This is a genomic window from Stenotrophomonas sp. NPDC047960 (genome assembly GCF_043204395.1).
Lineage (GTDB): Bacteria > Pseudomonadota > Gammaproteobacteria > Xanthomonadales > Xanthomonadaceae > Stenotrophomonas.
In genome coordinates this window covers 125,873-138,651 of the sequence record NZ_JBIDBX010000004.1, presented here as the reverse complement: position 1 = coordinate 138,651, position 12,779 = coordinate 125,873, and the positions used below count along the sequence as shown (strand labels likewise).

General features: G+C 64.4%; 13 protein-coding genes. 12 read left to right on the top strand and 1 reads right to left on the bottom strand.

Annotation, left to right across the window (positions count from 1 at the left end; translation table 11 throughout):
- Positions 1–5 precede the first annotated feature (5 nt).
- The 12 genes from ACGFZ3_RS10570 to ACGFZ3_RS10515 all read left to right on the top strand — a co-directional run bounded on the left by ACGFZ3_RS10570 (position 6) and on the right by ACGFZ3_RS10515 (position 10,817).
- Positions 6–1,115, top strand: coding sequence for an IpaD/SipD/SspD family type III secretion system needle tip protein (locus ACGFZ3_RS10570; RefSeq protein ID WP_392920283.1), 1,110 nt, complete (start codon positions 6–8; stop codon positions 1,113–1,115).
- Between the two features lie 110 nt (positions 1,116–1,225).
- A complete protein-coding gene (locus ACGFZ3_RS10565; protein ID WP_392920279.1) occupies positions 1,226–2,257 on the top strand; it encodes an IpaD/SipD/SspD family type III secretion system needle tip protein in 1,032 nt (343 codons plus the stop codon).
- Positions 2,258–2,416: 159 nt separating this feature from the next.
- Positions 2,417–5,563: a hypothetical protein gene (locus ACGFZ3_RS10560; RefSeq protein WP_392920276.1), complete on the top strand. Its 3,147-nt coding sequence runs from the start codon at positions 2,417–2,419 to the stop codon at positions 5,561–5,563.
- Positions 5,560–5,808: an acyl carrier protein gene (locus tag ACGFZ3_RS10555; protein ID WP_392920273.1), complete on the top strand. Its 249-nt coding sequence runs from the start codon at positions 5,560–5,562 to the stop codon at positions 5,806–5,808. Before ACGFZ3_RS10560 ends, ACGFZ3_RS10555 begins: the two co-directional genes overlap by 4 nt.
- Positions 5,805–6,404 carry a lytic transglycosylase domain-containing protein gene (locus ACGFZ3_RS10550; RefSeq protein ID WP_392920270.1) on the top strand — a complete coding sequence of 200 codons (600 nt, stop codon included), beginning with the start codon at positions 5,805–5,807 and terminating at the stop codon, positions 6,402–6,404. The genes ACGFZ3_RS10555 and ACGFZ3_RS10550 overlap by 4 nt, the downstream gene beginning before the upstream one ends.
- A 217-nt stretch (positions 6,405–6,621) precedes the next feature.
- Positions 6,622–7,782 carry a PrgH/EprH family type III secretion apparatus protein gene (locus tag ACGFZ3_RS10545; RefSeq protein ID WP_392920267.1) on the top strand — a complete coding sequence of 387 codons (1,161 nt, stop codon included), beginning with the start codon at positions 6,622–6,624 and terminating at the stop codon, positions 7,780–7,782.
- Between the two features lie 22 nt (positions 7,783–7,804).
- Positions 7,805–8,131, top strand: coding sequence for an EscF/YscF/HrpA family type III secretion system needle major subunit (locus ACGFZ3_RS10540; protein WP_392920263.1), 327 nt, complete (start codon positions 7,805–7,807; stop codon positions 8,129–8,131).
- A gap of 70 nt (positions 8,132–8,201) precedes the next feature.
- Positions 8,202–8,489, top strand: coding sequence for a type III secretion system inner rod subunit SctI (gene sctI, locus ACGFZ3_RS10535; protein ID WP_392920260.1), 288 nt, complete (start codon positions 8,202–8,204; stop codon positions 8,487–8,489).
- Positions 8,486–9,319, top strand: a complete 834-nt coding sequence (sctJ, locus tag ACGFZ3_RS10530; RefSeq protein ID WP_392920257.1) for a type III secretion system inner membrane ring lipoprotein SctJ — start codon at positions 8,486–8,488, stop codon at positions 9,317–9,319. The genes sctI and sctJ overlap by 4 nt, the downstream gene beginning before the upstream one ends.
- Positions 9,320–9,323: 4 nt before the next feature.
- Entirely contained in the window at positions 9,324–9,863 is a 540-nt protein-coding gene (locus tag ACGFZ3_RS10525; protein WP_392920254.1) for a hypothetical protein, read from the top strand.
- The gene (locus tag ACGFZ3_RS10520) at positions 9,847–10,533 is read left to right on the top strand and encodes a hypothetical protein (protein ID WP_392920251.1); all 687 of its coding nucleotides are present in this window, start codon (positions 9,847–9,849) and stop codon (positions 10,531–10,533) included. The genes ACGFZ3_RS10525 and ACGFZ3_RS10520 overlap by 17 nt, the downstream gene beginning before the upstream one ends.
- On the top strand, positions 10,533–10,817 hold the full coding sequence (locus ACGFZ3_RS10515) for a hypothetical protein (RefSeq protein WP_392920248.1): 285 nt from the start codon (positions 10,533–10,535) through the stop codon (positions 10,815–10,817). The genes ACGFZ3_RS10520 and ACGFZ3_RS10515 overlap by 1 nt, the downstream gene beginning before the upstream one ends.
- A 43-nt stretch (positions 10,818–10,860) precedes the next feature.
- Here the strand turns inward: ACGFZ3_RS10515 and ACGFZ3_RS10510 are convergent, their stop codons facing one another.
- Positions 10,861–12,774 carry a DUF885 domain-containing protein gene (locus tag ACGFZ3_RS10510; protein ID WP_392920245.1) on the bottom strand — a complete coding sequence of 638 codons (1,914 nt, stop codon included), beginning with the start codon at positions 12,772–12,774 and terminating at the stop codon, positions 10,861–10,863.
- Between the last annotated feature and the right edge of the window lie 5 nt (positions 12,775–12,779).

The window sequence follows — 12,779 nt, the reverse complement described above, 5'->3', positions numbered from 1 at the left end:
CCGCCATGACCACCGGAATTGATACCGCTGCAGCGCCCAAGGCGCTGTGGCACCTTCAGACCATCCAGAGCGAGGTAAACGCCGCCGCCCTGGACACGCCCGCCCTGCACCCTGAGATCCTGTCCCGCCTGCAACAGTTCGCCCGCTTGGCGCGCGGTGCCGGCGCAGCTGCCGTCCGCCAGATCGAGCTGGGCGAAGAACTGAGGGCTCTTCGACTCGGCACCCTGGGTCCCGCGAGCACGGAAGTGCTGAGTGACGCCGTTGCTCTGGAAGAGCTGAAGCGCAGGAAGCAGAAGGAGTCCGAACTTGGGGCGGCACTGGAACAGGCGCTGCAGGATTCCAGGCGAACCCAGGCGGATCTGCTGCGCGCGTTCCCCTTCCTGATGCCGCAGATCGTGCTGGAGGATGAGAACAGCATTGGCATCCCCGGATTCCAGTCGCCGATGAAGAATCCGGCCGATATGGACACCAGTGGCCTGGTCTGGAATTCGCATGCCGATTTCTTTGCACAGATCAGCGCACTGCTGGAGGTGCTCAAGACCGAGTGGCTGAGCAAATACCAGGACGCCTTGGCAAAGTTCCTGGAGTTCTATCAGGAATTCTCCGACATCATGGAAGACTTGAAGCCCGTCGCAGAGGGCGACAAGGGCGATGTCAATCCAAATTTCAGCACCGTTTATTACAGACTGGTAGCCCTCGCAGAGAAGTACGGAACGGACCCCAGCGTAGCAAATGCGTTGGCCTCATTCTCCACCCAGGCGGCGGCCGAGAACTTCATCAAGTCCATGGGCCTTCCAGGCCTGAAGGTGATGCGGGGCGAGGACGGTAAGTACCACGTCATGATGGATGTTTCGGCGGTTGAACAGATTGCCGATAGCATGGTGTTTGTAAACACGCCCGTGGGTCCGATTCTCAAGGGTACGATGGATAGCGCTGCCTACAACGCGTGGGTCTCCTCGAAGGACAGCAACATGGAGCAGGTCAAGCACGTCAGCAAGGTGCTCGGCGAGAAGCTCAATGAGATGACCCAGAAGTTCGACAATATCGTGAAGATCCTGAGTTCGTCGATCGACAAGATGTCCGAGGCCAATAACGCCTACGTACACAACACCTGAGTCCACGTCACCCGGCGCGGCTGTCCAATCCCACCACAGTTGCCCGTCAGCAGGCTGGCACCGGCGCCCGGTGCCAGCGCCTTCTTTCATCTGCAGTGAGGAAAATCGTCATGGAAAGAATCGCGGAAGCTCCGATAGCCGTCTTTGCGGCCAGGCCGGTCTTGGCCCGGACCGCGGCTGTTCCGGCCGTGTCGATCGCCGCGTTCGCACTGGACGCTGACGCCATGTCCAGGCTGAAGCAGCTTGCCTGCGTCCTCAATCTGGCCAGTCGCGACGCAGCCACCTTCGCCAGCGTCGCCACCTCGGATGCAGCCGGGCGGGCGGGGGAGGACACGGCCTTGATGATGGAGGCGAGCCTTGACGCATCACGTTGTTCGAGGGCCGATTCACTGCGTGCGCTCTCGATGGTGCTGTCGGCTGCGTCTCCCGACGAGGGATCCGTGCAGGCGCAGGTGATCGACGCGATAAGCCAGTCGGCGGAAAAGCTGGATGCCGGCGGCTTGGTGTGGCAGTCGAATGCGGATTTCTTCGAGCAGATCGGTGCCCTGTTGACGATCCTGAAGACCGAATGGCTGAGCAAATATCAGGACTCGCTGGCCAGGTTCCTCAAGTTCTACACCTCCTTCTCCAACATCATGGAGATGCTCAAGCCCGCAGCGTCCGGCGACAAAGGGGCGGTCAAGATCGACTTCACCGCGGTTCACCAGAAGCTGACGCTGCTGTCCTGGGACTACGCGCTGGACCGGAATGCACTGGCCGGCTTTCCCTCGCGCGCGGCTGCGGAAGCCTTCCGGGTTTCTCTGGGCCTGCCGGGACTGGGTGTCACCGGCCCCGGCAGCGGAGGGCTCTACTACGTGAAGATGGACCTTTCAGCCGTCAAGGGATTGATTGCGAGCATGGAGGACGGCACCGAGCAGAACGCCGGAAATCCGCTTCCGAACGATCATGTGATGGACAGCAGTGCGTACAACGCCTGGGTGAACCAGAAGGACAGCAACGTCGAGCAGATCAAGTTCGTCAGCAAGGTGCTTGGCGAGAAACTCAACGAGATGACCCAGAAGTTCGACAATATTGTAAAGATTTTGAGCTCGTCCATCGACAAGATGTCCGAGGCCAATATGAGTTACGTGCGCAACACCTGATGGCGCACATCCAGGAGATTGAGAATGCCCAGAATTCCGCAGGCGTCAGCCCCCATCGCCCCGCAACGGTCCAATCAGTTTGATCTTGGGCGCGCCGTAAGGAAGGTCCCCCTTGATACAGTCGGCAACTCGCCAAGGACGAATTCCGCACAGTCCCAGATGGCGAGGGTGATCGGCGTACACCATCGCAGCGCGCACAGCAATGCGATCAGTGTGTCGTACGACATCATGGCCGCTGCCCGCGACAAGCTGTCCCGGTCAGAGCAGAAGGCCATGGATCGCACGCTGACGCTGCTTGGGCCGGAGACAACCGAGCATTTCGGCAATCTTCTTCTCATGCATCTGACCGCGTTGGGGGCAATGCATGCCAGCCTGGCGACGCGCATTGATCCGGATTCCCCCGACCCGGTGGTGATGCGATGCATGAAAAAGATCGAGAAGTCCCTCATCGAGATCGGCATCAAGGCAGGCCGTTGCACGACCGTTCCGGATGGTGGGTACCACGGCGACAGCAGCAGCGATAAGCTGACCGATGCCATGAAGGTGGCGCGGCAGCGCATGCTGGAGTGCGCGAAGGATGAATCCGTCGCGAGTCTGCTTGAGCGCGTTGCGTCTGCGATCCTGCCAGGCCCGTTGATGGCCAGCATAGAAGAGCGGCAACGGGATCCTGGGCGCTTCCTCAGTAACGACCGTTCGGCTGATCCGATGGAGGTCCTCCAGAAGCAGATGTGCGACGACCTGGAGAAGATCGTGCAGACGCATATCGACAGCGGCGGCGCCGAACACCTGATCGTTGCCATTCTGGATATATTGAAACTCCCGGAGTACGTGCTTCAGGGCGACCCCGGTCGAACGGGCGAACAGCCGGGCGCGACGGGGCGTGACGCACCTCCTCAGCTCCCGCAGTGGGCGCTTGATGACCGCCGTGCACCGATCGCGTACAACAACGTGAGGATCAACAATGATTTCGCTGATCTGGTCCGGCATCTGAACAAGCCGGCACCGCCGTTGAACCACGTCAACAACGTCGATCTCGATCGGCTGATCGAGGAGATGCGCAGGGACGCGTACACGGTTGGCAACCGGGACGCGCAGATCGAGCATCTTACCCGGCGAAATGAGAAGCTGGAAAAGCGGAACGAGAAGCTGGAAGAGCGCAGTTCCCGGCTTGAACGGCAGTATGACCAGCTCTTGGAGAAGTTCCTCAATCAGACGGACCGCCTGAACGTCTGGTCCAACGGTCCGGGTGTGTCGCGCGTACCCGACCTGGTGCCGAAGCCGAAGGGCGTGGACAACGGCAATGATATCCAGCGTCAGGATGCAGCTGTCCAGACCGACCCCGATGTTACGCGCGATCATCGCGATTCGCGCTCGCTTCGCAACGCGTCCACCCCGACCTTGCCGCCGGAAGGTACGCTGCGCCGGCTTGACGACCAGCGCGTGCCAGACCGTGGACGAGCGCAGCAGACCCCGTTGAGAGCCGATGGTAATGGCGATGGTGGGCCGCGCAACAACACGCGTGCACCCGATCCGGACCTGGACACGTCGCGCCAGAACCGCTCGAACACCGCGCTACTGCCCCCGGATGGCGTCCTGCGCGATCTGAATCGGAATCAGCAGAATGACCAGCGCCGTGCAGAGCAGCGGGTCCATGGCGATGGCAACGGCAATGGTGGTCCGCGCAACCCGAGACAGGACGATAGCCGGAACCAGCTGGGCGGAACCCAGCAGCTCGATCAGCGCCAGCGGAACGAGCAGAATCGCCAGGTGCAGCAGAATAAGGGTCCCAACCGTCCCGGTGGCACTGATGACAGCGCCCCTGGTTACCACGAGTACACCGGTTTTCTGCAGGCGGCCGGCTACCAGGAAAGGACGGAACCGCGCGATGAGCACGAGCCGCCCACTGAGCGTAGAAAAGACCCGAATGTGGTTAAACCGTCGGCGGTGGAGAAGTACGTCAAGGAGCGAAGCGCCAGGGCCGGCACGCCGTATGTCCCGGCAACAGCGAAGCGTCTCCCGCCGGTAGTCTCGTCACCCGGGCGCTTCAATGAACTGATTCAGCTGAACGGCGCGAAGCCGATCCTTCCGAGCTTTGTGGCCGGCAAGGAGCGCACCAAGGGAGAGACCCGTGAGGGTTTCCCCGCATTGCCGGAGAAGACCGCCTTGCAGATTGGGACCGATCGCTTCGTCGAGAGGAACAAACTGAAGGCCGCTGAGCGCGCGCGGCGGGATCCCGGCACGACCGCTGCGACGTCCTGGGACCTGACCCGGTCGCGGGCGTCTGCGGCACTGAAAATCTCACTGGAGGCGGGCGACCGATCAGCGGTGCGCTCCGGATCTGGCTCCAGCAACTCACGTGCAACGCTGTCGGGTTGGTCGGAGTCCAGTCGCGCTATTTTCAATAGCGGTCAGGGAAGGGCAATCGGCTCGACCGTTGATCCGGAGCCGACGGCGTCACCGGCGCGGCCGGATAGCCGGATGATCAGCGGTGTCGCACAGGGCTCACCCATCGCGCGTGCGCTGTCGCTGCCGCTCTCCGTCGAAACCCGGAAGGTGCAGGGGCTCGACCGCTCGAACTCGGTCCCCAGCATCAACATTGACATTACCTCCGTCGCGGACCCGCTGCGCGCTCCGATTCTGGACGCCTCCAAGCGGGCAAGCGGTGAGCTTCCGGGCCTGCTGCAGCAGGAGGAGCGTCTGGATGCCCGCAACCCTGACGTCCCTGCGGCAACCGGTCCGACGCCGGCGTTCATGGGGCCCTCCTCGCTGATCGCGCGCAGTACCTCGATCGAAAGCCTGGATTCAGACGATGGCTCTGCCGATGAACTCAGGTGGAAGATCATCGAGGCCAATCGACGTTCGCGTGCCACACTTCGCCAATCGCAGGATACCGCGACGGCAGCTCCGATACGCTTCACGTCGACTCGCTTGAAGGAGGCATATGCCAGCCATTTGGCAAAGCAGGATTCTGTCGATGATTCGACCTCGCGCGCTTTGACTGGCCTCGATGATGAGCTGCCCGACGTCAGCGCACCACGGGAAGGATTCACCTCGGTGGATGACAGCGATGATTCCGGCCATGCATCGCCGACCCTCACCGGGGGCACGGATGGGGATGATCCGGCAATTAAGGTGGGTGACCGGCAGACTGCATTGTTCAAGACCTTGCCGGATGACGATTTGAACCGACTCATTCGGAACCTGCAGGCGAGGGCGCGGGCCGCCGACGCTCCGGCCGTACCATCCACCACCAACTTCGCCTCACATTTGGAAAGGGTCGTCGCCCGGAAGCAGGCCAGCTCATGAAAGCGGTGCTGAGCCTTCAGGACATCCGCAAACTGGCAGCCGCCCATCTCGGGCGGCCGCTGGAAGAGGTTGGCTCCCAACAGCGTCTGGTCGAAGATCTGGATGTGGACTCGCTGGAAATGCACGCGCTGCTGATCCAGATCGAGGAAGCCGGCGGCACGCTGCCGGACGCCGAAGCCCTGCGTGATGTGGTAACGCTTGCCGACCTGCACCTCGCGATTGCCGGTCCGGACGCGCTGGCGTGAGGCGTTGGAGTGTGGGGCTGGTGGTGGCGCTGGCCGCCACCGCCCTGCCGGCCGGTGCCAGCCAGGTATTCGCCACCCTGGATCGCAACGGCCAGCTACAGGTCTCCGATGCCCCCCTTGCGGGGGCAAAGGCGTTTGATCCGCACCGGACCTACGTGCCAGCGCCCGTTCCGCGTGCGCCAACCCCAGCGTCGCGTCCAAAGGCCGCGTCGCGCTGGAGCCCGCTCATTGACCAGGTGGCCGCCGAACACGGCGTGGACGCACGGCTGCTGCATGCCATCGTGACGGTGGAGTCCGCCTACGACCCCCAGGCCCGATCCCACGCGGGAGCGCTCGGCCTGATGCAGGTGATTCCCGCCACGGGCAAACGCTTCGGCGCGAAAGACCTGCTCGATCCCCTGCAGAATCTCCGTGCAGGCACCGCGTACCTGGTCTGGCTGAAGCGTCGCTTCGACGGTGACCTTACCCTCATGCTGGCTGCGTACAACGCAGGTGAGGGCGCCGTGCAACGCCATGGCAACCGCGTGCCTCCCTTCAACGAAACCCGCCAGTACGTGCGCAAGGTCACCGCGCTGTACCACGGCCGGTCGAACTGAGCGAACGGGATACGGCTGCTTGATGATTCGTGTAACGCATTGCGTCTGCACCGTGCGATAGGCACCACTACAAGAAAGTGCAGTGCGCGGACATTGAAATTTGTTTCATGGAGGGGGTTCGGGGGAGCTGTCAGTCTGCGCGTCGTCGCCGCAATGCCTTGTGCACCGGCACTTCCGATCCCGCATTCCCCGGACTCCAATGCTCCCCGCGCACAAGTTGAAACTGCTTTCCGGCCAGCTCGATGGCGTGGAATTCACCCTCTCTCCCGGCGACACCGTCTTCCACGTCGGCCCGGCCCGCACCCTGCACCAAGGCCAGCTCGGCGCCACGTTGGCAAACGCGGACAACGTGTTCTACATCCCCGGCGATCTGGCCCCGGCCTCGTTCCGCTTCCACCTGAGCGACGACAGCATCACGCTGGAAGTGCGCGCTGAAGGAGCTGACCTCTGGAATCCGCAGGACCTGCCACTGAATTCGGTGGTGCGTGTTGCAGGCCTCGCGCTCGCCGTGCGCGCCGACACCGAGACGTGGTCGGCGGCCGTGTTGGACCACCGCCTGCCGGTGCTGGTCGACGAAGGTACGCCCCATACCCCGGTAATGCGCCCCACGCGCGCTACCGGCGCCCGCCGCTGGATTGCCGTCGCCGCACTGGTGATGGCGGTGGGCGCCGGCGGCTGGTGGCTCTACGACCGCCAGCGGCCGGCCACGCAGGTCCGCACGCTGGAAGCGGTACTGGCGAAGTCGCCCTACAACTACACCGTGGTGCATGACGCCGAAGGACGCCTGTACGCCTTCAGCGACAGCGCCGAGGCCGTGGCCTGGGGCCAGCGTGCCAGCCAGCGCGCCGGTCGCCTGCAGGACCAGTACCGCGAGCGCCACGTGGAGGCCGCACGCATCGGTGCCGTGCTCGACAGTGCCAGCGTGCCCTACGCGGTGATCCGCCTGCGCACCCCGCAGCGCCCGGAGGTGGTGATCACCGCCCTGGGCCTGAATGACGCCGAGCGCCAGCGCCAGGTGCAGGCGTTGCTGGTGCCGCAGATGCCCTACGCGGCCAGCATCGATGTGCGCCTGGTAGGCGATGGCCAGCTGGTGGCGATCGCGCGTGACGAGCTGCGCGCACGGGGCATCACCACCCGCACCGGCAGCCAGGCCGGCCGCGCCAGCATCTCCAACGATGTATTCCTCGATGACGCATCGCTGCACGCCATGGCGCAGTACCGCGATGACTTCGTGCAGCAGTGGGGCGAGCGCCGCGTGCGCATCAGCATCCGTTTGTGGGACGACCTGCTGAAAGGCCGTTCCTACCAGTATTCCCAGGACCAGTTGCTTTCTGTAGGCGAAGGTCGCTGGGATTTTTCCACGGCAGGCAGCCGTTGACCTTTCTTCCGGAGTAACTGTAATGACTACACCAACCGTTGGTACAAAGCCCGTTCCGGGCGACGATTTTGATGGCGATGTCCAGGGGCCGCAGTGGGGCTGGCTGGGCGACCACAGCGATCGATTTGATCAAGGCGTAAGAACGTTGAAAGAGGCGCTGGACAAAGCGTTCAAGAAGATCGCCGGTGATGGTGTTGAAGGCGGCGATGAGGGCGATCCGACCAATCCGGCGTACCTGGCCGACTATCAGACTGCCCTGTCGGCGTACACCACCTACCGCACGCTGCAGTCGAATTCGGCCAAGAGCCTGTCGGACATGCAGAAGCAGAACGCCCGTAACCTGGGTTGATGAACTCCTTCGCCGGCAGCAGTGCTGCCGGCGCCAGGACTTTATGCGGGAAACCGCAGGAGATGCCCCCGTGCAAGTGACACAGATTGCCACCGAGATTGACGCGGTGGGCGGCGCTGAAGGCGCTGCCGTTCCACTTTCTGACCGCATGAGCCAAGCGTTGGCCAACGGTTATGTCAGTGCTGGCAATGACCTGGCCGCGATCCAGGCCGCCAGCAACAACCCCGCTACCGCGTCCAGCCCGGCGGCCCTGTTCGAGTTGCAGCTCAATCTGGCCGACTACAGCAAACGCATGATCGTAGCCGCGGGCTTGGCCAACCATGCCAACAAGGCGGTGGAGACGCTGCTCAAGTCATGAACAAGCCGCCTCTTGCGGTTGCCGTACGCCGCCTCAGCCGGTGGCGTGTGGTGCTGCCCCTGCTTGCGCTGGTGGTTCTGGTTGGCTGCGCGCGCAAGCCACTGCTGGAGAACCTGGACGAACGCCAGGCCAATGAAGTGATTGCCGTGCTGCTTCGCCACAACATCGACGCCGAAAAGCTCAATCTCGGCAAGGGGGCATATCAGGTCCAGGTCGGGCCACGCGACCTGCCCGAAGCCATTGAGCTGATGCAGCGCAACGATCTTCCGTCGGCGCCGCGCAGCCAGGTATCGGCGGCATTTCCGGCCGATTCTCTTGTCAGTACGCCGCTCGGTGAGCGTGCGCGGCTGATATCGGCGGTGGAGCAGCGGCTGGAAGAGTCGCTGCAGCTGATCGATGGTGTGCAGTCCAGTCGCGTGCACCTGAACTACGATGCCAACCTTGGCACCGAAGGCCGACGTGCCGAGCGTCGTCGTATGCACGTGGCGGCCGTGGTCGCGCATGAGCCCGGGGTCGATGCCGAAGTGCTGTTGCAGACCGTAAAACGCTTCCTGCGCAACACCTTCGATGGCGTGGAGTACGACAACGTCTCGGTGATTCTTACCGAAGTAGAAGGGCCGCGGACCCTGGCCGTGACCGCGGGCAGTGAGCGCAGCGTGCCAGTGGCCTGGATGGTGCTGTGCGGTGCCATTGCACTGCTGTTGCTGCTGGGTGGATGGGTGCTGATCCGCCTGGTGCCTGCGGTAGGGAACCGCGTAAGCAAGGCGTTCCAGCGCGTTTCCGCCCGACGCGATGGACCCGCCGGCTGGAGGCGGTGGCGCGGTGCATGAGGCCATGCACATTGCGTATGCCCCGGCCGCGTACTACCGGCCCTGGCGGGAGGCCTATGCCAGCGCAACGGTGGATCAGCAACGCTGGCTCAACGCCACGCTGATCCGCCAGCGGCGTCTGCCGATGCCCGCTGCGCGGGTGGACCCGGCGGATATGGTGACGCGCCGGTTGCTGGGCCTGTGGCCGAACCTGCCGCAGATTGCCACGCTGATGGCGGCCGCCCGGCTGGCCGCGTGGCTGCCGTCCCAGCGGGGGTATGCGGCGTTGCCCGCCACGGTGCAGGCGTTCATGCGGGCAGGCCATGTGCCGCAGCCCGTTGCCCGTGTGCAGGACCCGGCACCGGCGGATCTTGCCGGCGTGCTGCTGATCTGGGGCGGCGTGGAGCTTCAGCCGTTGGCACCATTGCTGCCCGCCTGGCTCTCCGCGCGGCTCTCGCTTCCGTTTGCGCCCATGGCAGGCGATGGGCTGCGCCCGCTGCCGCGCGAACGGATTGATATGGACCTTTTCTGGACGGCGGTGACCTATGTTGAAAAGCTTTCCTGAGCACGTGCTGGCGCACGCGCAGGGCGGGGTGATCGCGCCCAGCGCGCTGGGCCAGGCCGCGCGGGCCGACCAGCTCGAATCCGCCGCGCGGCGTCGCGCCTCCGCCGTACTGGGGGCGTTGCCGGAGCAGGTGGACGCCGCCATTGCACAGGCGCGCGTTGATGGATTCGGCCAAGGCTACGCCGACGCCATTGCCGAGGCGGTGCCATTGCTGGCGGCCGCGCTGGGCGACGTACAGGCCACGCGTCAAGCGGTACTCGGCCAGGTGCGTGATGTGATCGCGGCGAGCCTGGCTGCAGAAGGCGTGGAGGCGGCATTGGTCGTGCGCCGCTGCGAACAGTTGCTGGGTGCAGCCGAGGCCGGTCTGGTGCTGTACGTCCCGGAGCGGATGCCGGCACTGGGTGAAGCCGTACTGGCGCAGTTGGCAGCCAAGGCCGAAGCGCCGCCTGTACAGATCGTGGCGGCGCGCTCTGCGTTGCCGATGCTCAAGGCCGGCCCGTTGTTGTTTGAACTGGACCCGGTGGGCGCGATGTCTTCCGCCGTGGAAGCCAGCGTGGATGCCGATGCACTGGAAGCAGCGGCGCGCCAGCGCGCCGGCGCATACGTCAGCGGGATCGATGCCCGGCTCAAACAGTTGCCCTTACCCCTGAATCCGATTGGAGTAGATTGATGATGCTGGAAAAACTGGGAGCGATGGCGCCCTTCAACACGACCTCTGTCGAGGGCCAGAAGCAGACGCTGATGCAGCGCGTGCAGGCCTCGCTGGACGACCCCTCGACCAAACCGCCGGGGCCCGAAACGCTGCCGTCGCTGCCGGACGTCGACAAGAAGCCGATTTTCGACGCAGCCGCGACAACCCGCGAGATGGCGCGTAAATGGTGGTGCAACGACTTCCTGCAGACGATGATCTTCGGCGACGAAGAGAAACTCGGCGCCAAGCCGGAAGAATACTGAGGCATGACGCGGGCCGCTTGACGCGGCCCGCTTCTTTTTCCGTTCAGCCGCCCGGCGCCGCCTGGCCCGCCGGCGCCGCAATCCAGCGATCGATCTTCGCTTCCAGGATATCCAGCGGCATCGAGCCATCGCGCAGCACTTCGGCATGGAACCGGCGCGGGTCGAACGCCGCCCCCTGTGCCGCCTTGGCCTTGTCCCGCAACTCGATCATCTTCAATTCGCCCAGGCCATTGGCCAGGGTCTGGCCGGGCAGGGCCATGAAGCGCTCCACTTCTGCCGTGGCATCTTCCACCGGCATGTCGGCGGTCTTGACCAGATAATCCACCGCCTGCTTCTTGCTCCAGCCCTGCGCATGCACGCCGGTATCGGCCACCATGCGCGCACTGCGGGTCAACGCACCCTGCAGGTAGGCGATCTTCGCGTAGGGGTCATGATAGACCCCCAGTTCATCGCCCAGCGATTCGGCATACATGCCCCAGCCTTCGACAAACGCGACGTCGCCGCCGAGGCGACGGAAGCGCGGCAGCTTGTCCAGTTCCTGCTGCAGACCCAGCTGCACGTGGTGGCCGGGAATGCCTTCGTGCAGGTACTGCGCCGGCGCGGACCAGGTACGTCGGCTGGGCAGGGCATTGGTGTTCACATACAGCGCGGCCGGGCGCATGCCATCGGGCAGCGACGGCTGGTAACTCACGGCCGCCGCACTGGCCGCGCGGTCGGCTTCCACCGGGCGGATCTCCAGCGGAGCCTTGGGCAGCGTATCCAGCAGCGAAGGCAGGCGCGCGCCCACCTGCTGCTGCAGCTGCTTGTAGCGCATCACCAGCGCATCGGGCGTGGCGTACTGGAAGTCCTTGTCGGTGCGCATGCTGCGCATCAGCTTCTGCTGCGAACCGCGGATGCGGTTCTGCTTCATTACCGCCGTGATCTGCTCCTGCAGGCTGGCCACGCGCTGTTCGCCCAGCGCGTGGATCTGCTGCGGGGTGAGCGTGCTGGCCGTGCTCTGCACGATGTTCTGCGTATACCAGGCCACGCCATTGGGCAGCGCGGACAGGCCATCGGTTTTCCGCGTGGCCGGCAGGTATTCGGTGGCGATGAAGCCGCGCAGGGCGCGATAGGCTGGCATCAGCCGGTACTCGATCATGCGCTTGTACTCGGCGGTGATGCGGGCCTTGTCCGCCTCGGGGAAATCGTCGGGCATGTTCCGCACTGGCGCCCAGAAGATGCTTTCTTCGGCGGTGGGCTTGATCACCGCATCCAGCTGCGGCAGCACCTTTTCCATCAGGTCGCGCGGCTGCACCACGCCGGCGCGCATGCCCTCGCGCATGTTGGCGATGGCCTGGTCGAACAGCGGCGGGATGCCGAGCGATCGCTTGGACCAGGTGTCGTAGTCCTGCACGGTGTTGAACGGTTGCGCGCCCGAGCCCGACCCGAGGATGGCCATGATGCTGCCCAGGTTGTAGTACTGGCTCACCGGCAGCATCCAGGCGGGGTACTTTTCGGCAGCCAGCGACATGCGCGCATCGCGCACGAAGATCTGGTAGCTCAGCAGGTCCTGCCCGGTCAGGCCATCGGGGCCGATCTTCTCGACCTTGCCCAGCCACTGTTCGGTGAAATCGTGCGACTGCTGGCGGTAGGCCGGCGAGAGGATGTTGGGCAGCTGGTCGTTGTGGCGGGCATCGCCCTGGAAGGTGGCCTGGAGCGGGTTGAGCCGCATCGAGGCGTCCCAGTACTCATCGTAGATGCGCTCGAGCTGGGCGGCCTTGGTCTGCTGGCGCACCAGCGGCTGCCGCGCGGGGGCGGCGGCGGGGCGGGCGCGGGGTTTGGCCTTCGGCTTGGCCTGGCGCGTCTGTGCGGCGGCGGGCCGGTTGGCCTTCTTCTTGGCGGCTTCGGCCGGGGCAGCGGCGCTGAAGACCAGCAGTGAGGCAATCACGAGCGCCAAGGCACGGGCGGGGTGGGGCATCGAAT